We start from the raw sequence: 24,333 nt of genomic DNA, 5'->3' as shown, positions 1-24,333 counted from the left end.
CCTTAAAATGACAATTGTTTATTAATGAGCGCATTGGTATAAGCATTCTCACTACAATGTAATGCTGTCGTTGGCATCTGTGCTTCAATTGCACCATCTTTAAAAATAATGAGTTCATCACACAAATAAGTCGCGGCTTGTATATCATGTGTAATAAAAATATAGCTCAACTGTCTCGTTGAACGTAATGTCAGTAATAAATCCAAGATTTGTGTTTGAATTGACATATCCAACGAACTAATCGCTTCATCAAATAAAATGTATTGCGGATTAATACTGATTGCACGAGCAATGGCTACACGTTGTGCTTCTCCCCCTGACAACATATGAGGATATCGATCCATATAATCAGACGACAAGCCAACTTCAATTAAGCATTCACATGCGCACTCCTCCATCTCTGCTTTAGAGGGTTTGCCACATTGACACATCACTTCAAACATAATGTCTCTGACTGTTTGAAAAGGATGTAAAGACGAACTGTAATCTTGAAATACGGCTGCAATATGATGACGTCTTACTTTTCTTTTATATATGGGCTGTTGTTCTAATGTCACCGAACCATTGTCTGGCTTTTCAAGTCCTAAAATCATCCTACTAAGTGTTGACTTGCCACTGCCACTTTCACCAATAATTGCAATTGAACTGTTTAATGGGCAGTTAAACGAGACGCCTTTCACAATAGATACTTGTCGATGTCGAAAACCATGCGCCGTTCGATAAGATTTTTCAACATTTGAAATTTTAAGCATTGCATTCACCTCTCATGACGCGTTGAAAGTGGTCGCTGATTTTCTTTTTAGTAGCTAAAAGGTAGGACGTATATGCATGCTGAGGATGATAGAGCACTGCTTCTCTAGTACCTTGCTCAACCAATCGGCCTGCTCGCATGACAGCAACATGGTCAGCTACGTGATTAACTACTGTCAAATCATGTGAAATAAAAATCATTGCACAGCCCATTTGTTGCTTCATATCATTAAACGCTTCTAATACTTCATATTGTGTGATGGTATCAAGTGCGGTTGTAGGTTCATCAGCAATAATCAACTTCGGTTGCAATGATAACGCTAAAGCAATCATCAAACGTTGTAACATACCGCCAGACAACATATGTGGATACATCGACAATACTTGCTTCGGATTTTGTAATTTCATATACAACATACGTTCTACAAGAATATCTATCACCTGCTGACGTCCTAATGACGTATGTGCCTGCATGGTTTCCATCATTTGCTTTCCTACAGGTGACGATGGATCAAAAGCACGACTGCCTTGTTGCATGATTATAGCAATCTCTTTACCTCGATATTGCTTAAGCTGTTTGTCATGAAGCTTCAACATATCAACACTTTCAAAGTTAATCTGACCTTGTACCTTTAACCGGTCATCATTTAATCCAACAATCGCTTTACAAGTAATAGATTTGCCACTACCACTCTCACCTATAATACCTAAGGTTTCACCGCTGTTAACATTGAAGTTGACGTCGCTAACAAGCGCTTGGCCTGTCCATGAATCAATAATGTTTAAATGGTGAACATTTAATCTTGTCATATGCGTATGCCACCTTTCTTCACGGCCTGACGTCGTTCAACCATTGATAACCTTGGATCAATCGCAAGTTGTATTGCATCCGATAAAAAATTAAACGCCATTACAATGATGACAATCGCTATTGCTGGCGCAAACATCATTTCTGGATGTGTAAACATCACTTTTCGAGCCTCATTTAACATCATTCCCCACTCAGCAGTTGGCGCTTTAACGCCTAAGCCTAAAAATGAAAAGCCAGATATTTGTAAAATCATCGAACACATAGAACTACTTGATATAATAGCAATATCAGCTAAAGTCAAAGGCATAATATGCTTATGAATAATCTTAAAATGACTCATACCAATTGTTTTCGCAAATTGTACATGATGCGCAGTCGTGTATTGCATCACACTCGTTCGAATAACCCGGCAAAACCATGCCCAACGTGTCAAAATAAATGCCAGAATAATATTTTCTGTACCCATGCCAAACATAGCAATAAGCGCTAATGTTACAACATAGCTTGGAAATGCCAGCATAACATCGCATAAGCGCATGATAAGCGCATCGATATATCCTCGGAAATAGCCAGCAATAAATCCAAGCACAGCACCAATAACAACAGAACAAATCAGTGCCACAAAAACATACAACAAGCTTGGTCTAATTGCATAAATCAAACGTGTTAAAATATCACGTCCTAAATGATCCGTACCCAGTAGATGTTGCCAACTGATACTGGCATATTTATGCGCTGTATCAATGTGGTTGGGATCATACCAAGTCACTAAAGGAGCTAATACGCCTAACAACACATATCCCAAAATAATGACTAAGGCTAAAACGGCACCTTTATCATGTAACAAACGCTTCATTACGAGCATGATATATCCTCCCTTAACCTTGGATTCAATAAGGCATTGATAATATCTGCTAACGTGTTAAAGACAATAAATAAAATCGCGACAATTAACACATAAGCTTGAATGATTGGAAAATCATGTTCCAATATAGCTTTTAAACTAAGTTGTCCCAATCCAGGCCAAGCAAAGATATATTCAATTACAACCAGTCCACCCATAATCATTGGAATAGACATACAAAATATAGATACAGCTACTTGTAACGCATTGCGTAATACGTGACAAATTAGTTTCTTTGTAGATATTCCACATGCCCTTAAGTACAGCACATAATCCTCATTTAGTTGTTCAATCATCGAGCGACGTACATTTCTAAAATAGATACCAGCATAGGCAATTGTAATCACTAATACAGGTAAGACATAACTTTCTGGGCCTGTTAACCCTGACGTCGGCAATAGATTTAGTTTAACCGAGATATAAATAACGAATATTGAGGCAATCCAATATGACGGTAATGCCGTAAGTACAAAGGCCATCGAACGTATGCTACGATCAATCAGTGTGCCTCGTGTCAAAGCACTAATCACACCAAAGATAATAGATGTCATGATAACCATAACACTAGATATTAATGTTAATTTCAATGTATTGATAAACGCTGGCGTGATTCTACTTGCAACGGGATCACCAGTAATGTAACTTGTGCCAAAATTTAATTGCAGCGCCTGTATTAGCCAATTTTTATACTGAATAAGCAATGGCTGATCTAAGCCATATTTCGCTTTCGTTTCAGCAATAAGTTGTGGTGTGACATGAGGTACGCCTTGCGCATGTAAAATCGTGACAGCTGGGTTTTCATCAGTCAAATAGGTCAGTAGAAACGTTAAAAAACTCACAACAAGCATCAAAGGAACCATCAACGCTATACGTTTTATAATAAATTTGACCATAATGACGCTCCTTTATTTATATTGCATCTCGTTAAATGGTAATTCATATTGTGATTGGGTAAATGAAACCTTTTCTAAATCTTTTGGTGCGACGACAGTCATTCTTCCGTGAGAAATTGGAATGAAAATGCCTTCATCATCCATTTGTTTCAAAATGTGTTGATATTTAGCAGAACGCTGTTTATCATTTTGCATCTTAAATGCAGCGTCTATATCACGATATAATGCATCTTTGTGCGCAATACCTGATGTCGCACTTTCATAACCATTTTTCGCTTTAAATGCAGCAATTGTACTTTGCGGGTCATATAATAAGCCCCATGTTTGGTTAAACATTAAATCATAGTCACCTGAAGTTCGGCGTTCCGCAACTTTATCAGACGTTTCACCATTAATATTTAGCTTAATACCCACCTTTTTAAATTCTGCTTGTAAAAATTCTGCTTGTTCCTTTTGACTTGATGAACCTTTGTCATAGTACAAGGCTAGTTCAAGTGCCTTACCCTCTTTTTCACGAATACTACCCTCTTTAGACGATGCTTTCCAACCCGCTTTATCTAATAATTGTTGTGCTTTATGCGTATCAAATTGACGTGTAGGTATATTAAAGTTAATGTCAGTGACATTTTTTGCAAACAATTGTGTGGCTGGCTTTTCTTGTTTATCTAAAATATCTGTCGCAATCTTATTTCTATTTACTAAGTGACCTAGCGCTTGACGTACCGTTTTATCTTTTACAGCACTATCTTTACTACCTGAATTAACAACTAGCATTTTTGTGTTCATTGCTTGGCTGCGTTTCACTTGATAATTTCCGGTATCTTTAAGCTGTTTTAGTGAATCTTTGTCTAAACTATCTGTACCTCGATCGTCGGTGAATGCAAAGTTAGTTTCACCTTTTTTCATTGATAAGAATGCCGTCTCCCCAGCAGGCATCACTTTAGCCTGTACTTGATTTAATTTTGGCTTAGTGCCCCAATAGTCATTATTTTTATTGAAGTTAGCCTGCTCATCTTTTTTATGTTTGCCCATTTTAAAAGGTCCGGTACCATCAAAGGCTTTCACACCATCTTTTGTTGTACCATTTTTAAAATCTTTCGGTGATACAAACACATATGGTCTTGGCATCGCAAGCTCAGCTAACGCAGGTTGATATGCTTCTTTTAAATGAAGTTGAACCGTATATGTATCTTTAACTTTCACATCATCAATCAATGTTGATAATTTTAGCCAGGCATGTAATTTCTTATTTTGCTGTACAGCATCTATATTTTTCTTTACCGCTTCAGCATCAAATTTTGTACCATCATGAAACTTAACATCATCACGCAAATGGAAAGTGTAGGTCTTACCATCAGCAGATATATCCCATTTCTTTGCCAATAATGGCTTGATACCATCTTTCGTGTTACGTACTAACGGCTCATACAACATACTTTCTGCCGACATAGAACCACCATATACATGTGGGTTCATATCCCCAATATCTTTAACCGTTGTATAACTCAACGTCTTCTCTGATTTCTTATTCTCTAAAGCTTTGTTATCACTGCACCCCGCCAAAATCATCCCAGATGCAAGCAACGTGACTGTTATTTTACTAAGTTTATTCATTTCTTTGCCTCTTTCTATGTTGAAAATGATTATTTCATTCCTAATCTTTTAAAACGAAATGATTCTTATTAACAATTATTAATATTTTCTATGCACTTGTCAATCATTATTAAAATAATTTAATATTTTATTGTTTTAATTCCTTTAGGGCCGATAGAGGTAGTCAGATTTCACATGGTTCAATCTTGTAGGTAGATATTTCTAAAAATATAACTATCGCTTTTCATTTTGTCCCTTTTAGATAAGCATTCTTTAATAAATTTAGTTTTATGCTATTATGCTTACTAAAAGTGATAATACTCGTTATATAGATTTCAATTTGACTATACAAAATATGCATGCAGCATCAAGGTAGACAACCCGAAGTCTTACCCATTGCTATATTATTTATTGCAGTTAAGCCATATAGAAACCTAAATTAGAAAAAAAGACTGCGAACTTAGTTAAGTTCACAGTCAGTATCATTTTGATAGATGTGTCATGTTAACGATATCTATGACAGATTATATCCATTATAAATAGTTCTCAGCATACTCTAATCTAAAATGTTCATTCGTTTCTTTCTCTTTCTTAAATTCTTTTTCCGTTAGTTTCGTAATATTTTCCACAGCATAGCGCAACTTTTTGGCAAGCTGTTCTACTTCCCCTTTATTTTGCGCCACAACAAAGACCGTTAAAATATTTTCATCAACTATATCTTTATGATGTTGATAGTCTAATCTATAAAATTTCATAGTACCGCCCCCCTTTTGTATATATACCCCTCATATTTTAAAACTTATCATGAAATTTTAAAAAAGCTTGGGACATCAATCACAAAATATTTTAGTTTCTATTTGTTAAAATACCTATGTAACAGTAATAAGGCTGCTACACAGGTACGCATGGTATATCTTTTCTATTCTACTTCAACATTTTTCCCTACAGGTTCCCATTTGATTGCGCTTGTAATAATTAATCCAACTAATGGTACGATACTTAAGATTAACATGGTGTTGGTAAGGCCTACTGCAGCTAGAATAATAGGGAAAATAAATGTCCCAATAATACTTCCCGTACGACTGACTGCTTCGACAAATCCAGTTGCTTGCGACCGCAAATATGTAGGAAATGATAACGCGCCAATGGTTTTCCCTTGTGTCCCTGGCCCACCTGAATGTCCGAATAAAAATAAAGCAATAAGAAATGTATTTAAGATCATTGGTAATAAATGATAGAAGACACCTGTCATGACCATCGCAATTAATACTAATGCAAAACCAATGATTGTTAGTTTACGTGTGCCTAAGCGATAAGTTAATTGTGCACCAAAGTATGCTCCTACAATACCTGCAATATTAACAATCGCCGTACCTAGTAAAACACCTAATTTTTCTTTACTAATAATGTACGTAGCTATAATAGGAATATATAAACCAACGGCATAATATTGCATGCCTTGAAGTGTTGATATAGCTGTTGCTAATAATAATCTTTTACCATATTTAGGTTGAAACAATGCGCGTGCTGATGGCTGTCGTTCTTGAGAGCTAACGTCATTCGTCTGATTAGATGCTAATTGAATATCGACATGATACTTTTGACGAATATAGTCGGCTGCTTGACCTAATGAGTAGTGGTTAATCATCCACGTTGGACTCTCATGTAAGAATTTTAACCTTAATAGATAAAGCACTAAAGCTATAATAGCACCAAATCCAACTGCTACACGCCATAGATGACTACCTGTACCCATTAAGAAGAATGCAATCACACATAGTGATGACGTAACAATGGCAACATACCATACGACTTGCCAATAATTGACGTTACGACCTTTTTGCGCGCGATTACTTATTTCTGCAATAAAGGTAAAGGCAACTGGGCTGTCCATTCCAATTGCCATCCCCATTAGAAAACGGCAAAGCAATAAGATTGTTAAATTTGGAGATAAAGCTGCACCTAAAGAAGTGATTACTAGCGCTAATAACGATATCGATAAAATACGTTTGCGCCCAAATCGATGTGCGAAGACACCACCAAAAATAGCACCAATCAAAGCACCAATGGGTAAAGACGTCATAACCGTGGATAACATTGTTGGAGATAAATGAAATTGTTGCGTAAGTTGATCCGTCATTGTGCCTAGAATCGTAATATCATAAGCATCTAGAAAAATCGTTCCTAAAATCATAAATAATAACATTTTGGATGTATATTGTTCATCTGCATGATCAATAATACGAAATAAATCCTCTTTTGACTTTACAATTTCCACATGTATCATTCCCTTAAATTATGATTAATTTAAGCGTACGCAACGATTTTTAAGTCCAGATGAATTGAACATTAACATTCCGTTAAGATGAACAAGTGTCTACTGAGAATCAACTGTATGAGCGATATATTATCGTGCCAATTTTAACAATACGTTTAATGTTGTAACAACACCGTCTTGATTATGATTAAGTGCAATAAGGTTTGCTTTTTCTTTTAGCTCTGGATAGGCATTATCCATCGCCACTTTATAGGCTGCATTTTCAAATAAAGGCATATCATTATATCCATCGCCAAAGACAATCGTCTCATCGGCAGGAATATTAAGCAGACTCTGTAAAAATTGAATTGTCGTACCTTTGTCAACAGCTTTATCAGTAATATCAATCCAACTTTCTTCTGCAGCTACAATATACAAGTCATCTTGGAATTCTGCTAAATCATTGACGTGGTTAAAACATTGCGCTTTGTGATCATAAATCGTAATTTTTAATATTGGTGCAGTCAAATTAGCCAAGTCATCCACAAAAGTGACCTGTTCATATGAACCAAAGACCATTGACTTATCTTGGTCTCTCACGCTATTTTCTACATAGGCCGTTTCCGGTGTACAAACAATGATAGTAAGCTCTGGATCTATCTTTTTAATTTTATTGATCAATTGTTGACCTACTGCTGAATCTAATGTTTTCGTATAGATATTCTCCCCGTTCAACTGAATACGTGTCGCACTGTCACCAATAATAAATAAATCTTGTGACAAATCTCCCACAACTGCTTCTACACGTTCCACCTGCTTCCCAGTACAAAATGCAAAACGGATACCTCGGGCTTTCATTGGCGCTAGTAATGCTTGAAAATGCGCTTTATTAAACGTACCTTGTGCATTTAAAAACGTGCCATCCATATCTGTCACAACTAATTTAAACATGTGTGTGTCCTCCCATGTGTTATTTATTAATAAAGCCTTCATCAAAATGTGCTGTTCATCTCGATGAAGGCATACGTTATACTTCCTGCATTTCTAGAATTGTTTCATTGCTAATTGTTGTTAAATCAGCATCAGGTGTAGCTGTTTGGATTACTTTGTTTTTATGTCTAACTAATAGTTCTTGAACGAAATTACGTGCCCAACGACCATTGGACTTTTGTGATTCTTCAATATTCGCATATAGTTCTTCTACAATTTCTCTTAATAAGGTTTCATCAAATTGCCAATCTTCTTTTATTAATGTCATTACAACAATATCAGCCACTTCTTCTGGACTGTAATCTTCAAAGTGTAATTGATAAGGAACACGTGACTTTAAGCCTTCATTCGATTCTAGAAAGCGCTGCATATCATCATTATAGCCGGCAAAGATAGCAATAAACTTATCACGATTATTTTCTAATTCCGTAATCAATGTTTCAATTGCCTGACTACCAAAGTCATTGTCACTTTGACCTTTTGGCGTTAATTGATAAGCTTCATCGATAAATAATACTCCGCCCATTGCCTGTTCGACTGCTTGTTTTGTATTCTTTTCCGTTTGACCGATATAATTACCAATCAACTTACTGCGCTCTGTTTCAATTAAATGACCTTTTGACAATAGACCTAAATGTTTAAATATTTGTGCTAATAATCTAGCAACAGTCGTTTTACCGGTACCTGGAGCACCAGTAAAAATCATATGATAATTACTATGCGTCGTAACTTTGCCTTGTTCTTCTAATAATTTATTGAATTTTACTTCATTAATAATTTTATCTACGTGTTGTTTGACGTTAGCTAAGCCGATGAGCTGATGTAACTCTTCTAATAAATCATGTAACGTTTCATCTGAACCATCATCTTGTGATGAAAACATCGAAAAGTCTTCATCTGTAATAGTCATTAGTGCTTCATCATCTATATATTCTCCGCTTTCAGAAATACGTTGTATTTGTTCTGACGTTAATTTTTCATTGAAATTTCGAACCCAGCGTCCATTACTATTATCAAAATTATGTCGATATTCATTGGCCAAGGCTTTTTGATAGTGATCAGCGTCAAATACATAACCTTTATTTATTAAATCAGCTTCACCAATTTGTACAAGTTGAGGTAACTTGTAGTCTTCAAAATCAAATGTGTGAGGTATTCTTGAGGCGAGACCTGGATTAGAGTTTTTAAAAGTAATCATTTCATTGGTATAGCCTGCAAAAATAATCATGATTTCTTCTCTATGATCTTCCATATATTTAAGAATTGTATCTATTGCTTCTTGACCAAATCCTTTATCTCCCTCGCTAACCAAAGTATATGCTTCATCAATAAACAATACACCATTTTTAGCGCTTTCTAGCACTTCCAACGTTTGTGTTGCAGTTCTACCAATATATTCTGATACGAGATCTTGACGTGAAACTTCAACAAAATTGTTTTCTTTAATGACTTGTTCTTCATATAATGCTTGTGCCATCAAACGCGCAACCGTTGTTTTACCGGTACCTGGATTCCCGATAAATAACGAATGCATGGCTGGCATATTTGGTTGCAACCCTTTTTGTTGTTTGATTTTATTTATTTTAGAAATATTAATAAATTTTTCTACTGCTTTTTTAACACCATCCAAGCCAATAAGCTCATGTATCGCATCTAATGCACCTTTTTCTTCAGGCATTGCTTCTTCATCAAACGCATCCATAGTATCTTCATAACTATCATTCTCTGATTCATTTACTGTATCGTCTTCATAGAATTCGTCAAATTGAGTATCAACGTTTTCTTGTCCTATATTGTCATCTATATTTTGTGCATATGCTCCCTGATCATTTAACTGGCGCTGATATTCATCTCTGTTAATGACTTCAAAGCCTTCTCCTTCAGCGTCTGAAAAATTGTCTATATTAACAAGAAATCCATTAGTATTTTCGGTATTAACATGTTGTAACGATAGATAGCCTTCTTCTAAATATGCTTCAGAGCTTCCCGAAACAATAGTTAGTCCATCAATATACATTTGTCCATGACTGAACAACATGATGTCTATGGTTTCCTCTGTCTTATCGATATATAAATCATTTGCGTTGATTCTACCTTCTTGCTGCGCACATACTGTTTCAGTCGATAGACTATGGTTGACTTCAATATATGCATCTTGATTCGCTGTTAATCCATTCATTAAAGACTGATTAATTTGAGCACGTGAACCATTATCTACAAATATTCCACTAATTTCCTCTTCAGCATGAGTATCTACCGTCACTTCATTAATAGACACACTGCTGTTTTGATCTATATATAGTGCAATAGCTTGCTTCCCCTTTAAAATGACATTATTTATTGTCACATGACTATTATGTATATTTAGCGCATGATCATTAGGCTGTGAATTATCAATTGTTAAATTCTCTATAACAGCATTACAGTTCTCAATATAAAACCAAGAATCAATCACTGTATCTTCAGGTAAACTGTTACCTCGTAATTTAAAGCGCATATTTTGAAATTGCATACCTTGATTGAAATAGTGCTTTTGGTCTCCTAAAGACTCAAATACAATTGTGCTGTCATCCGGGATGGGCGTTTCTAGTACTAATTTTTCAAAACTAATTCGACGAAACCCTTTGCCAACAAGTATTGGTTTTTTCATTGTTATGACTCCCTTAACCTAGTTTTTTTGCCAATGAATAGAGATAAATAAACGAAAGAATGCCAAGAATCCACGAAAAGTTCCATATAAATAATAAGAATATGTATTTAAGTGCAACTTTTCCAGTAGCTATGGCAAAACCATGTTGTTGAATATCGTATGCATAACTTGATTTCTTAAATACTTTACTAAGTACGTGATCAACAACACACATCACAAATGGGAATAATAGCACATTCAAGATAAATATTATCATATTATATGTTATATGAATGAAAAATACATAAAACACAAAAAACGCAATTGAAATAATGATACGTTTAGCCCATGCCGCGGTATCATCTAATTTAAAGATGTTTTTAACGACATCCAAAAATCCTGTTGAAACTGAATCCGTCGAAGAAGCACCAAAATCGTTCTTCGATACGTGTGATGCATGATCACCTGAATGTGCACCGAATTGCTCTTGAGACTCTGTTGAATGTGTATTCGCTTCATCTGTAGTTGATGATGCGCCAACTTGCTCTTTTACATCACTGTCATGGCTTGCTTCTTGTTGCTGATCAGGTCGTTTTTTATGCTGTTGTGCACCTGCGCCAAACTGACTTCTAATATCACGTTTCTGAGATTGCTTAGAAGTTTGTTGCTGATTTGATGTTGTATCAACTTGTATCGGTTCACCACACGTCGGGCAGTGTTGTTGGAAATGATTAAATTCTGTCCCACATTGCTTACACTTCATTAAAGTTCACCCCTGAATAAAGTCTATGTCAAATGAATAACAAGACAATTTTTGTTTTTTGAATATATATAATATTTTAATAAAGTTTTGTGCCGTTGTCAGTACCTTATTGCAAAAATTATGATGCTTCACATTTAACTGAAATTTTAAAAAAGCAGTGCATTCTTTTTACCAATTATTGGCAATGAATGAGCAACTGTGAAAGATGATTATTAAGTGATTACATTCGCTAATAATATAAAATCTAATCCTAAGATAGAAAATAGCGACTCTAATAATGGTATATTATTATAAAGAAGGTATTATTTAAAATATGAAAATAAATAATCACAATAGCTTTTTTATTCCATGTGGCTTGTTTTTGGGTTTAGGATTAGGATTAATATTTAAAGAAATTGTAGCAGGCGCATTTTTAGGGTTAGCTTTAGGATTTTTACTATATATAATTTTCAATAAAAGAGATAATAAGTAATATTAATGCTTCGTTATTACAAGGGAGCGGAATCGCATTCATTATGAATTCGTAGTCCCGCCCCAGCAAGGTTGACTAGGATTGAAAAAACTTGTTGAACACTGCCAATGCACAGTCATTCAACAAGTTTTTAAGTAATTTTTCTTATGTTTGTGGTTGTCTTGGTAAGCGAATTTTATAAACGATGAGTCCGATAATAAAGCCTATAAGTGCCGGCAACATCCAACCCATGCCTATGTCAAATAATGGTAAGTAATGCTCACCTAGCGCAATTAACCATTGTGCGAAACTTGTGTTTACAAAGAATTCTGGACTTGCCTTTATACCATCAATTAACGCAGCAATCATTGTAAAGAATGTCGTAAAGCGATAAACAGTTGTTGAATGATTAAATAGTGGACTGATTAATGTCAATAAGATTAATGTAATTGCTAAAGGATAAATAAACATTAATACTGGTATTGAATACATAATAATCTTCGTTAATCCTACATTCGCAAAGATGCAGGCTAGAACGCTAACTATCGTAGCAATAGCTAAATAATTTTGTTTAGGAAATAATTCTGTAAATGTCTCAGAGAATGCAGTTATTAAGCCAATAGCCGTTTTTAAACAAGCAACAATAATGATTAACGATAAAATAATAATGCCGTAATCACCTAGATAGTATTGAGCGATTTGTGCCAATGCTATACCACCATTCTCACTTACTTTGAAATGGCCTAAACTCATCGTTCCCATCACCGCTAATAACGTATATATAACACCCATTGCAACAATACTAATTGTTCCAGATTTAAAGGTTTCTTTAGCAATCGTATTGGGGTTTGAAATACCTAATTTTTTAATAGTTGAGACGATAATAATACCAAATGCCAATGACGCTAAAGCATCTAACGTATTGTAGCCATCAATAAAGCCTTTAAGCACTGTGCCATGCTTATAATTTGGACTAATCGATGCATGATTGATGCTACCCATTGGATGGATAAATGCCAAAATGACGACAATACCTAATAATATTAAAAATATAGGATTTAAAAATTTACCAATATAATCTAATATTTTAGATGGTTTTCTAGCGAACAGCCATGCTAAAACAAAGAATACAATACTAAATATTGGTAGTAATATCTTTGCAGTACTTGGTGAAATAAATGGAGAAAAAGCAATTTCAAAGGATGTTGTTGCTAATCTTGGTAAAGCAAAGAACGGTCCTATAACGAGATATAACCCGATTGTAAATATGTATGCATAACTTGTACTTACTCTTGAAGCAATTTCAAAGACACCATTGGTTTTTGATACTCCTATTGCAATAATGCCTAAAAATGGTAAACCAATCGCTGTAATTAAAAAACCTAAATTGGCCAACCAAACATTTGCGCCTGCCGTTTGACCGAGATGGATTGGAAATATTAAGTTTCCAGCACCAAAGAACAAACCGAACAACATCGAACCAATAAATATATTTTGTTTTAACGTTAATGTATGATTCTTCATAATTCTTGGGTCTCCTATTTATGTGATATTTGTTATTATACATGGTTTTATTGTCTATTTGTTCAGATTATTCAATAAATTTTAAAAAAAGATGTATTTTCTCTCAAATTGTAAATTTAATCTTACTAAATTGCATCAAAATCTCACTGAATTGACCTTTTCAACATTTTAGCTTTCATTAAATTTTAACTTCTATGTATGCCTTTTCTAAGACATTAACCTCGGTTAACATCACCTTATTCTTGCTATCATGCTTAATGTATAGTGCTTATGGGAATAATTATAAAAATATCCGAATAAGGAGAGAATGCCATGTCAAACGATGTTTTAATTGTAGGCGCTGGACCTAGTGGATTGGCATTAGCCATTGCTTTAAGTGCTCAAGGTATATCATATAAGCTGATTGATAAAAATAAAGGCCCCGGTACAGCTTCAAGAGCCATGGTCGTTCAGTCACGTGTACTTGAATTCTACCGTCAATATGGTTTCGACGATAAGATTGTTGAAGCAGGCATACCAATTCAACATTTTAATGTATATAAAGATAAACGTCCTGTTGGCAAATTACCGATTGCAAAGAAAGGAAAAGGCGTAAGTCCTTATCCATATGTATTAACTTTACCGCAAGATATTCATGAACAAATTCTTGTAGAAGAATTAGAAAAAGTCGGTGGACAAGTATGTTGGGAACATGAACTTATATCATTTGATGACAACGAGACATTTATAAGTGCGACATTTCAACGACCTAATGGTGAAGAAGTAACTGAAACATTCAATTACATTTGTGGTTGTGATGGTGCCAGTAGCACCGTAAGAAAACGACTTGATATCGGTTTCCCTGGCGGAACATACACACAACTCTTTTATGTTGCGGACGTTGAAACGAACACACAATTAGATGGTGCTAGTATGGGCTTTCATGGTAATCATTTCTGTGTTGGTTTCCCTATTAGAACAACAGAACAATTACGCCTCATTGGTATTATCCCCGAAGAGGTAAAGACCAATGGTGAACCGCCTGAATCATTTAAACCACTGATACCATTTGCCGAAAATATCTTACCTATACACATTAAAAACATTAATTGGTATTCATCTTACCGCTCACATCATAGAGTAGCAGAACATTTTAGAGTAAATCATGCCTTTATTTGTGGTGATGCAGGACATATTCATAGTCCCGCTGGTGGTCAAGGTATGAATACAGGCATTAGCGACGCCTTCAACTTAGCTTGGAAGCTGAGTAACGTCATCCAAGGAAAAGCTGATAAATCAATTTTAGATACGTATGAACCTGAACGCATTGAATTTGCAAAAAAATTAGTGAACACTACTGATACAGGATTTAAATTTATGGCGAATAGTCAAGTCGTAAAAAATTGGATTATTCCCTATATCTTCCCTACTTTATTACATTTGGATATTTTGAAGAAAAAGCTGTATAAAACGATATCTCAAACAGCTATTCATTATAAACACAGTGATTTAAGTATAGGAAATTATGGGAACATTGCTGGCGGCGATCGTCTTCCATGGATTCATATTGATTCAATCGATAATTTCGAACCTCTAAAATCTCGAACTTGGCAAATCCATATTTATGGCAAATTAACACAAGAATTAAAACAGTTCGCATATGATTCACAATTACCGATTTACCATATCCCTTGGGTTACACAGATGTCCCAAAAAGACATTCAACGTGATGCTGTATTTTTAGTACGACCAGATGGCTATATTTCAGTGGCTACAAATTCATATGATGTAGAACCATTTAAACAGATGATTGAAAAATATCACATTAAACCCTAAATATTAGGTACTTTAAACATAAGGATACCTATTGCTGAAGCTAACACATAACATATTTTTCAGTAGTGTCTTAAAATTAGCGTAATATTAAATATTTATCCGCAAAAATGCACTCCTCAAGGTTAGATTTTCAGTCTAACTTTTGGAGTGCATCTCATTGTTAGTAGAATTTAAACTTAACACAACAGTACTTATGTCTTATACAAGTAGTGCTTTACTTTCTACTTCTTCTTGTAGTTGTGCAATAAAGGCTTGAATATCCATCAATTCATTATCTTCATGCGAATATTTTCTTGCTGAAACAACATTATTCTCTTGTTCATGGTCTCCAAGCACTAAAGTGTATGGAATTTTTTTCATTTGGCTTTCTCTAATTTTTTTACCTAATTTTTCATCTCTATCATCAATAACCACACGAATATTATTATTTTGTAACGCTTCAAATACTTTATTCACATAGGCTGTGTTATTGTCAGATACACCGATGATGTTTACTTGAACAGGTGCCATCCAAAGTGGGAACGCTCCTTTAAAGTGTTCAATTAAGATACCAAAGAAGCGATCTAGAGAACCGAATATCGCTCTGTGTAATACAACAGGTCGTTCTTTTTCATTTTGTTCATTAATATAAGTAAGATCAAATTTTTCTGGCATTTGGAAATCAAGTTGAACTGTTGCACATTGATGACTTCGGTTTAATGCATCTTTAATATGCACATCAATTTTAGGGCCATAGAATGCACCATCACCTTCATTAATTGTATATTTTAACCCTAATTCATCAAGCACATTGGCTAAAGATTGTTCCGCTTCATTCCATAATTTTAATTCACCTAAATAATCTTCTGGACGTGTCGATAACTCGATACTATATGTGAAGCCAAACACTGAATAAATATAATCAATTAATTTTAGTATATCTTCTACTTCTGATTTAATTTGAGATTTCATAATAAAGATATGTGCATCATCTTGGCAAAATGTTCTTACACGCAATAATCCATTTAACGCCCCACTAAACTCATGGCGATGTACTTGTCCAAACTCTGCCATTCTTAATGGTAAATCTTTATAAGATCTAAGTTCATTTTTGAAAATTAACATATGACCCGGACAATTCATTGGTTTTAAAGCATAATCATTTTCATCTACTTTTGTGAAGTACATATTTTCATGATAGTGATCCCAATGTCCAGATTCTTCCCATAGTTTTTGATTCATCATAAGTGGTGTTCTCACTTCATCATAATCATTTTTCAATTGAATTTCTCTCAGGAAATTCTCCATTTGATTACGCACAAATTGACCATTTGACAAATAGAAAGGCATGCCAGGTGCTTCTTCAGAGAACATAAATAATTTTAACTGTTTACCTAATTTTCTATGATTGCGTGCTTCTGCTTCTCTTAAAAACTCAAAATAGTCATCTAACTGCGCTTGTGATTGGAAAGCCACACCATAAATACGTTGAAGCATTTTGTTATCACTATCGCCTCTCCAATAAGCACCGGAAACTTTAGTCAACTTAACATGTTTCACAAATTTTGTATTTGGCACGTGTGGTCCAACACATAAATCTAAAAATTCACCTTGGCCATATACTGATAGTTGTTCACCTTGATATTGCTCAATAATCTCTAACTTATACGGATTATCTTTGAATAAAGCTTTTGCTTCGTCATAGCTGACATTTTCTTTTACAATGTCTAAATTTTCACTTTGAATTTTCTTCATTTCTTTTTCGATTTTATTTAAATCGACTTCACTGATTGATTCATCCAAGTCTATGTCATAGTAGAATCCATTGTCGATGACTGGTCCTATTGTCAATAAGACTTGAGGATATAATCGAGTTAATGCTTGTGCTAGTACATGGGCGGCAGTATGTCTCATCGCTTCTATACCTTCAGCATCTTCTAATGTATAGAAAGTGAGTTCACAATCTTCTTGGAGCGGGTAGGTCAAATCAACTAACGTTCCATTCACACGACATACGACTGCCGCTTTAAATAAAGACGTACTGATTGATTTAGCAACATCGCGCGCTAAGACGCCTTGTTCATACGCTTTTTGACTTCCATCTGGGAACTGAATATTGATTCGTTGATTAGACATGATAATCTCTCCTTAAAAATTTGATATATAAATAAAAAACCCGTCCCTAAACAAGGGACGAGTCTATTATTACCCGTGGTTCCACCCAAAATTCCATCTTAAATAAGATGACACTCTAGTCATGTATTAACGCACATGAAACGTTACATGTTTCCATGTAAATAATACAAGGTAGTAAACTTCATTTATGATTTAGGAACCTTTCAGCTGCCATTCCCTCTCTGAAAATCGTCCATAAAGTTCGTGTCCTTTAAATAATATTGATTTTTTATCATCATATACCTATTAATAAAGATAGTCAATCTGATGTCAGAATATTTAAAAGAAAATTCATATTTTAAACAATGACTTAGGAAGCAAGACAACATTCATAATGAATTCATAGTCCCACCCCAGTACGGTTGACTAGGATTGAAAAAAGCTTAGTATTAGCGTATTTTCAATCCAGTCAACTACTGTCAATATAGCGTTTAGATCTTAAAAAAATGATGTTACAGACTTTTCCAATATATAAATCAACTTGACCTTAAAGTTATCTTTAATGCTAAGATAACGGTGGAGGTGAGCCTTATGACAATTAATGATGTTGCAGCACATTTAAATATGAGCAAATCGCAAATAAGATATTACGAAAAAGTAGGCTTAATTACAGTACCGCGAAATGATAGTGGCCATCGTATTTTTGATGAAGATACAATGTTTAAATTGAAGTTAATTAATGATTTAAAAGATTTAGACCTTGATTTACAAAATATCAATCACATTATACAACTTTATGACCAACCTATTTCTGACACATGTAATAAGCAATCCAATAAATTTATTGAAAATCTGATTACTAAAATTGAACAACGCTTAAAGCAGCAACAGCTTATTTTACAGAAAATAAAAACATTACATCAATTATCTAAAGATGGTCAATATGAACAAAATCAGCATAAAATATTTGCAGAATTAGCCAAAGAGGTGTCAATGAATGATTAGTATTATTTATGGTGGTAATACCTCAGGAACTTGCTACGAACTTTACCAACACATTTTACATCAAATTCCCAAGCAACAGCGCTATGATATATTTTTACAACAATCCAATATTGACTTTTTATTGACGACAGGCTATCATGCACCACTATCATCACAACAACAAATATGGATAAATCAGCTTGAAGCATCTTCTACGCTCATCTTTATATATCCTTTATATTGGTTTAACGTTACCCCTATTTTGAAGAGCTTTATTGATCAAACGTTTTGGCCAGAGCATGCTTTCAGTTTTAAAAACAAGCAGTACTTCAGAAACGGCTTATGAAAAGGGAAAAAAGCAATTATTATTTACACCCAGGGTGGTCCTGAAATTTTGCATCGATTTAAAGGCCGTTTAGGCTACAAAGTAATGAAGTATCCACTGAATTTATCGGGTATTTATGATATATCCGTTCTTCATCTTGATAACCTTAACAGAAGCGCCACAGATAACAAGAAAGTCGTTGCATCGATGGCAAACATTGCTCAAAAAGTAAAGCAACTCATACGTAATAAGTAATAATAGTTTATCATCGATTAATTGTTCTGTTTCGTAATCGTTAATATTGAAAATGCTGATTCTCTATTGATGAAGAATTAAAAGACTTGTTTCTTAAAAAACAAACCTTCCTAGTTACGACTAACTCTAAAATTCAGGTGTTTAACAAGCACATTATGTCTTTTTACAATATTCAATATAGACGACTGATCTTTTAATTTTTGATACGTCCAATTTATACAAAGAGGCTTATAAAAAGAATAAATATTATGCCGGATACTGAGAGAATGGTTTCAAGTAGAGACCACGTTAAAAATGTTTCTTTTATCGTTAATCCAAAATATTCTTTGAACATCCAAAAGGCGGCATCATTAACATGCGATAAGATTAAACTACCTGCACCAATCGCTAAGACAACTAACGCAACATTAACGTCTGATTGTTGTACTAAAGGTAAGACAATCGCTGTTGTTGAAATACCAGCAACGGTAGCAGAACCCAATGCGATTCTGAAGATAGCAGCTATTATCCACGCAAATAAAAGTGGCGACATTGATGTACCTGAAAAAGCTGCTTTAATCGTATCACCTACACCACCATCAATGAGGATTTGTTTAAAGGCACCGCCGCCACCTATAATAAGTAACATCATGCCGATAGGATAAATTGAATTAGTCACGGATTGCATTGTTTCTTGCATTTTCTTACCTTTATGTAATCCCATCGAATAAATAGCAAAGATCACTGAAATGACCATAGCAGTGCCTGCTGTTCCCACAAAATAAATAAAGTTTTCAATAAAGTTTGTTCCTTTACCACTGTCATGACCAGTAACTAATTGTAAAATTGTAGAAATTAACATTAAAATAACAGGCAATAATGCGGTAAAAACACTTAACCTAAAGCTGGGCATTTCTTCTTGTGAAAACGATTTTTGAGAACCAAGCTCAGAGATATCTCCTTCACGATAAAACGCTGAGGTCACTATTTTTTCAGCGACTTTTAAAAATACAGGTCCGGAAATGATAGCAACAGGAATGGCAATAATCATACCGTACATTAGCACTTCTCCAATATTAGCATGTAGTTCTTTGGCAATCACAGTTGGCCCTGGATGAGGGGGTAAAAAACCATGAGTGACAGAAAGTGCTGCCATCATAGGAATTCCTATTTTTACTTGAGATACCTTTAACTTTTTAGCAATCGTAAAAACTAATGGAATTAATAGCACTAAACCTACTTCAAGAAATAACGCAATACCCACAATAAAAGAAGCTATGATAATGGCCCACTGTGTATACTTTTCACCAAACTTATTAATTAGTGTTTCGGCAATGCGATTGGCACCGCCTCCATCTGCTAATAACTTTCCTAGCATTGCACCAAGTCCGAATATGAGTGCAATATGTCCTAGCGTGCTACCTATCCCCTTTTCAATACTTTCCATTACATTTTGAATTGGTATTCTTAATAAAATGCCTCCGAGAATAGATGTGATAATGAGTGAAACAAACGTATTTAATTTGAATACAATAATAAGAACTAATAAAAAGGCTACGCTAACAACAACGCTTAAAGTAACGCCTAATAAGCTCATCTTAAGTTCCTCCTATCTTTCCTTACCATTCTGCGATAGACCCATCTTGGTGCTTCCAGACAGGATTTTTCCAATTATGTCCTATTTTCGCTCGCTCTTTGACATAATCTTCAGCGATATCTATACCTAAACCTGGCTTTTGAGGAATATTGACAAATCCGTCTTGATAATCGAAAATCGTGCGATCTTGTACATAATCCAATAAATCATTACTTTTGTTGTAATGAATACCTAAACTTTGTTCTTGAATAATTGCATTGTGACATGTTGCATCAACCTGTAAACAGGCAGCCAATGCAATTGGTCCTAATGGACAATGGGGTGCAGCTGCAATATCATATGCTTCAGCCATGGAAATTATTTTTTTACATTCTGTAATGCCACCAGCATGAGATAAATCTGGTTGAATGATATCTATATAGCCAGAAGCTAGAGCATCTTTATAATCATAACGGGAAAACATGCGTTCTCCAGTAGCAATTGGAACAGAGTAGTTTGCAAGAACTTTTAAGATCTCATTATGTTCTGGTAATACAGGTTCTTCAATAAAAAGTGGATGATATGGTTCTAGCTCTTTAATAAGTAATTTAGCCATAGGTTTGTGCACTCTACCGTGAAAATCAATCCCAATTCCAAAATTATTGCCCATTTTTTTGCGAATCGCATCTACACGAGCAACAACGTCTTCCACTTTTTGAAAATCATCAATGTATTGCAACTCTTCTGTTGCATTCATCTTTATAGCATTAAAGCCTTTATCAGCAACTTTTTGTGCTTCTCGCGCAACATCTGAAGGTCTATCGCCACCAATCCAGGAGTAAACTTTAATACTATCACGTGCTTTTCCCCCAAGCAGTTGATGGATAGGCGCGTTAAAATATTTACCTTTAATATCCCACAAAGCTTGATCAATACCTGAGATTGCACTCATGAGAATTGGACCCCCTCTGTAGAAAGAAGAACGATACATTTGATTCCATAAGCCTTCGATTTGACAAGGATCTTCACCTATAAGAGTGTCCATGAGTTCAATAACCGCCGCTTTAACAGTCGCAGCTTTACCCTCAATCACCGGTTCTCCCCAACCTTCAAGGCCTTCATCAGTGATGATTTTCAAAAATAACCATCTGGGTGGAACTTGATATAGCTCATAATTTACAATTTTCATTGTCAGAACCTCCTAATTCATTGCCTTTATAAGTTTTTGCGCATTTCGTTTTATCGTTGTTAAAGTTTCATTGTCAATAGCTAAATTCGTTTTGACGATGCTGCTACTAACACCCACACCAATAGCACCTACATTTATATATTCGTTAATATTTGTTGCATCAACACCACCAGTTGGTAATAGTTGCGTATTATTGAGTGGTGCTAATATATCTTTAATATAAGATGGTCCCATTGATGAAACAGGAAATACTTTTATAATATCTGCACCTTGATTTAAAGCTAAGGTAATTTCTGACGGTGTGAAAGCACCTGGTATTGATAACACATGGTTTTCTTTCGTGCATTGAATAACATCAGTATTCACGTCTGGGGAGATAATAAATTGCGCACCTGCATCGATTGCCTTTTGACAACTTTCAACAGTCAGCACCGTACCAGCTCCTATATAAATGTCACCTTTATATTGTTTGCTAAGTTTTTGTAATGTGTTAAATACATTAGGAGAATTAAGTGTAACTTCAACAAGCTTAATGCCCGCTTGCTTTAAGGCTTCAACAATTTTCAAAGTATCTTCAGTATCATAGCCTCGGACAATAGAAATAATTTTATGTTGCTTAACTAACTCTATATTCATGTTTACACTACCTTTCTACATCAGTGAGTTGATGTTCGATAAATTGTTCTACTTCTGATAACGTGGGCAGCCCATAAAAATCACCATACGATGTAGTTGCTAAAGCCCCCATCGCTAAAGCATACTTAGACATTACTGTTAATTGGTCATAACCATACATTTTTAGACTATAGATAACCCCAGCAGCAAAGGCATCTCCAGCACCTACAGGGTCAATATCTTTTACACTATAAGCTTGTCCATGAATATGTGTATGCCGATTAATAAATACGGCGCCTTGATCTCCATTTTTTATGACAAGCAACTTTAAATTTGTCTGATCAATGTGGTTCATCAACTGCTCCATTGATGGTGTATTAAACAAAATATCTGCTTCACTCTTGCCAGCTAACAACACATCAACATGTGGTTCTATGATTTGATAAAAGGCTTTTAAATCATTTTCATTCCATAATTTTTTTCGGAAATTAGGGTCGAATACAATAGTCATATGATGTTGTTTCGCAACTTTAATTAATTTAAGCGTCTCTTGATAAGTATGGTTACTAAGTGCAGGCGTAATACCAGTAAGATAAAGTATGTCAGCGCTTTCAAATATATCGTTTAAAAAAGAATTAATATTCAAATAATTGATGGCACTGTTTTTGCGAAAATAATCCACACGAATAGCTTGCGCAATGCCACGTTCTTTAGTCATTAAACCGGTTGAGTAATGATTTAAAGTTTGAACAAATCGCGTATCAACCCCTTCACCATTCAATTGATACTTTATGGCTTCTCCCACGGCATCATTACCAAGTGCAGAAATTAAACTCGAATGAATTCCTAAGCGAGACAATCCAATTAACGTGTTAGCCTCAGCACCAGCAATATAAAAATTTAACTGGTTAGTATATTTAAGTTGTGCATGATTTGAAGAAAACACACCCATAATTTCACCATAAGAAATTACTGTCAATTTATATCCACTCCATTTCTTGTTAGACCCATCGCGCGCGAAATAAAATAGGCATTTTGTTTTATTTTTTGCGGAATCAAATCGTTATGCTGAATTCTTTCCTTTGGTCCAGCACAACTGATGGCACCTATTACATGACCAGCATCATTTAAAATAGGTGCAGCAATACAGTACAACCCGAGTTCATTTTCTTCATCATCAATCGCATAACCCTGCGCTTTAAAACGTCTTAACTGTACTTTCAACATTTCATAGTTTTTCACTGTATATGGCGTAACTTGTTCAAATTCTATATCAAGAAAAAAACAATCAAGTAACTTCTTGTCATACATGTAAAGGCACGCTTTGCCTAGTCCAGTGGTATAAATCGGTTTATTAGCACCTGGTTGTGCGGCGGTTCTGATGGAGCGATGGCTGTCGATTTTAGTTAAATAAATCATCTCATACCCTTGAGGATAAGCTAAAAATATAGTTTCATTAAGTTCATCACTTAAGTGTTTAATATAAGACAAACTTTCGTTATATAAATCCAGATCTTCACGGGCACGATTGCCTAAGCTAATAAGCTTAGATCCCAATAAATATTTATTCTGATAATCTTTGCGTATATAGTTTGCCTCAACCATAGTTTTCAATAAATTAAATAAGCTGCTTGCTGGAATCTGCAATGCCTGGCCAATTTCTTTTTCACTCAAAGGGTGTTGTTGAAGATGTAATAAATTTAAAATATCAAAGACACGTTGTGCAGACTTAACTATAAAAATCCCACCTTTCTATTTCACATATGTGAAATGAATTTATATATGTGATGGCACAGGAATATAAACATATGATTGTAAAATAGTCAACAGAAATTTATGTAATAAACATTGAATTATAACTATAGCTCAGTCCATATTACTCCATAAATTTCTTACAGTGTTATACCCAATATCAGTGATTAATTGAAATATAATT

21 protein-coding genes and 1 other annotated feature are annotated in these 24,333 nt (G+C 34.7%); of the genes, 4 read left to right on the top strand and 17 right to left on the bottom strand.

The features are described 5' to 3' along the window. Positions 1–2: 2 nt before the first annotated feature. The 10 genes from HMPREF2597_RS03025 to HMPREF2597_RS02980 all read right to left on the bottom strand — a co-directional run bounded on the left by HMPREF2597_RS03025 (position 3) and on the right by HMPREF2597_RS02980 (position 11,590). Positions 3–752, bottom strand: coding sequence for an ABC transporter ATP-binding protein (locus HMPREF2597_RS03025; protein WP_002479094.1), 750 nt, complete (start codon positions 750–752; stop codon positions 3–5). Beyond that, on the bottom strand, positions 745–1,560 hold the full coding sequence (locus HMPREF2597_RS03020) for a staphylopine uptake ABC transporter ATP-binding protein CntD (RefSeq protein WP_002479095.1): 816 nt from the start codon (positions 1,558–1,560) through the stop codon (positions 745–747). Before HMPREF2597_RS03020 ends, HMPREF2597_RS03025 begins: the two co-directional genes overlap by 8 nt. Then, the gene (gene opp1C, locus HMPREF2597_RS03015) at positions 1,557–2,426 is read right to left on the bottom strand and encodes a staphylopine uptake ABC transporter permease subunit CntC (RefSeq protein ID WP_002460840.1); all 870 of its coding nucleotides are present in this window, start codon (positions 2,424–2,426) and stop codon (positions 1,557–1,559) included. Before opp1C ends, HMPREF2597_RS03020 begins: the two co-directional genes overlap by 4 nt. Further along, positions 2,417–3,358, bottom strand: coding sequence for a nickel/cobalt ABC transporter permease (opp1B, locus tag HMPREF2597_RS03010; protein ID WP_002460841.1), 942 nt, complete (start codon positions 3,356–3,358; stop codon positions 2,417–2,419). Before opp1B ends, opp1C begins: the two co-directional genes overlap by 10 nt. Positions 3,359–3,370: 12 nt before the next feature. After that, positions 3,371–4,972, bottom strand: a complete 1,602-nt coding sequence (gene nikA, locus HMPREF2597_RS03005; protein ID WP_002479096.1) for a staphylopine-dependent metal ABC transporter substrate-binding lipoprotein — start codon at positions 4,970–4,972, stop codon at positions 3,371–3,373. A gap of 512 nt (positions 4,973–5,484) precedes the next feature. Next, entirely contained in the window at positions 5,485–5,706 is a 222-nt protein-coding gene (locus tag HMPREF2597_RS03000; protein ID WP_002460843.1) for a hypothetical protein, read from the bottom strand. Between the two features lie 164 nt (positions 5,707–5,870). After that, positions 5,871–7,229 carry an MFS transporter gene (locus HMPREF2597_RS02995; RefSeq protein ID WP_002479097.1) on the bottom strand — a complete coding sequence of 453 codons (1,359 nt, stop codon included), beginning with the start codon at positions 7,227–7,229 and terminating at the stop codon, positions 5,871–5,873. 129 nt (positions 7,230–7,358) lie between these two features. Then, positions 7,359–8,159: a Cof-type HAD-IIB family hydrolase gene (locus tag HMPREF2597_RS02990; RefSeq protein WP_002479098.1), complete on the bottom strand. Its 801-nt coding sequence runs from the start codon at positions 8,157–8,159 to the stop codon at positions 7,359–7,361. Between the two features lie 76 nt (positions 8,160–8,235). After that, positions 8,236–10,848 (bottom strand): AAA family ATPase, encoded by a 2,613-nt coding sequence (locus HMPREF2597_RS02985; RefSeq protein WP_002479099.1) that lies wholly within the window; start codon positions 10,846–10,848, stop codon positions 8,236–8,238. A gap of 13 nt (positions 10,849–10,861) precedes the next feature. Beyond that, complete coding sequence (locus HMPREF2597_RS02980) at positions 10,862–11,590, bottom strand: zinc ribbon domain-containing protein (RefSeq protein WP_002479100.1); 729 nt, start codon at positions 11,588–11,590, stop codon at positions 10,862–10,864. A 313-nt stretch (positions 11,591–11,903) separates the two neighbouring features. Between HMPREF2597_RS02980 and HMPREF2597_RS12810 the strand changes: the two genes are divergently transcribed. Further along, positions 11,904–12,062: a hypothetical protein gene (locus tag HMPREF2597_RS12810; RefSeq protein WP_002460855.1), complete on the top strand. Its 159-nt coding sequence runs from the start codon at positions 11,904–11,906 to the stop codon at positions 12,060–12,062. Between the two features lie 144 nt (positions 12,063–12,206). Here the strand turns inward: HMPREF2597_RS12810 and brnQ are convergent, their stop codons facing one another. Further along, a complete protein-coding gene (gene brnQ / locus HMPREF2597_RS02975; RefSeq protein WP_012990665.1) occupies positions 12,207–13,565 on the bottom strand; it encodes a branched-chain amino acid transport system II carrier protein in 1,359 nt (452 codons plus the stop codon). 312 nt (positions 13,566–13,877) lie between these two features. Here brnQ and HMPREF2597_RS02970 point away from each other — a divergent pair, with 312 nt between their 5' ends. Next, the gene (locus HMPREF2597_RS02970; protein WP_070817149.1) at positions 13,878–15,380 is read left to right on the top strand and encodes an FAD-dependent monooxygenase; all 1,503 of its coding nucleotides are present in this window, start codon (positions 13,878–13,880) and stop codon (positions 15,378–15,380) included. A 198-nt stretch (positions 15,381–15,578) separates the two neighbouring features. On the opposite strand, the gene thrS is transcribed toward HMPREF2597_RS02970, so the two are convergent. After that, positions 15,579–17,495, bottom strand: coding sequence for a threonine--tRNA ligase (gene thrS / locus HMPREF2597_RS02965; protein ID WP_070817148.1), 1,917 nt, complete (start codon positions 17,493–17,495; stop codon positions 15,579–15,581). Positions 17,496–17,545: 50 nt separating this feature from the next. Next, positions 17,546–17,760, bottom strand: a binding site (T-box leader). Positions 17,761–18,065: 305 nt separating this feature from the next. Here thrS and HMPREF2597_RS02960 point away from each other — a divergent pair. Then, the gene (locus HMPREF2597_RS02960; protein WP_070817147.1) at positions 18,066–18,479 is read left to right on the top strand and encodes a MerR family transcriptional regulator; all 414 of its coding nucleotides are present in this window, start codon (positions 18,066–18,068) and stop codon (positions 18,477–18,479) included. Beyond that, positions 18,472–18,804 (top strand): NAD(P)H-dependent oxidoreductase, encoded by a 333-nt coding sequence (locus HMPREF2597_RS12845; protein WP_256323281.1) that lies wholly within the window; start codon positions 18,472–18,474, stop codon positions 18,802–18,804. The genes HMPREF2597_RS02960 and HMPREF2597_RS12845 overlap by 8 nt, the downstream gene beginning before the upstream one ends. Positions 18,805–19,252: 448 nt before the next feature. Here HMPREF2597_RS12845 and HMPREF2597_RS02950 read toward each other — a convergent pair whose 3' ends face one another. The 5 genes from HMPREF2597_RS02950 to HMPREF2597_RS02930 are packed head-to-tail and all read right to left on the bottom strand — an operon-like array spanning position 19,253 to position 24,134. After that, positions 19,253–20,614, bottom strand: a complete 1,362-nt coding sequence (locus HMPREF2597_RS02950) for a gluconate:H+ symporter (protein WP_002460863.1) — start codon at positions 20,612–20,614, stop codon at positions 19,253–19,255. 22 nt (positions 20,615–20,636) lie between these two features. Continuing rightward, on the bottom strand, positions 20,637–21,782 hold the full coding sequence (dgoD, locus tag HMPREF2597_RS02945) for a galactonate dehydratase (protein ID WP_002479106.1): 1,146 nt from the start codon (positions 21,780–21,782) through the stop codon (positions 20,637–20,639). 12 nt (positions 21,783–21,794) lie between these two features. Continuing rightward, positions 21,795–22,418 carry a bifunctional 4-hydroxy-2-oxoglutarate aldolase/2-dehydro-3-deoxy-phosphogluconate aldolase gene (locus tag HMPREF2597_RS02940; RefSeq protein WP_002479107.1) on the bottom strand — a complete coding sequence of 208 codons (624 nt, stop codon included), beginning with the start codon at positions 22,416–22,418 and terminating at the stop codon, positions 21,795–21,797. A 7-nt stretch (positions 22,419–22,425) separates the two neighbouring features. Next, positions 22,426–23,376 carry a sugar kinase gene (locus tag HMPREF2597_RS02935; protein WP_012990664.1) on the bottom strand — a complete coding sequence of 317 codons (951 nt, stop codon included), beginning with the start codon at positions 23,374–23,376 and terminating at the stop codon, positions 22,426–22,428. Beyond that, positions 23,373–24,134, bottom strand: coding sequence for an IclR family transcriptional regulator (locus HMPREF2597_RS02930; protein ID WP_225306517.1), 762 nt, complete (start codon positions 24,132–24,134; stop codon positions 23,373–23,375). The genes HMPREF2597_RS02935 and HMPREF2597_RS02930 overlap by 4 nt, the downstream gene beginning before the upstream one ends. Positions 24,135–24,333 lie beyond the last annotated feature (199 nt).

It is taken from the genome of Staphylococcus sp. HMSC063A07 (assembly GCF_001836955.1).
Lineage (GTDB): Bacteria > Bacillota > Bacilli > Staphylococcales > Staphylococcaceae > Staphylococcus > Staphylococcus lugdunensis.
Note: the sequence above shows the minus strand (reverse complement) of the source record. Positions and strands in the feature narration are given on the sequence as shown.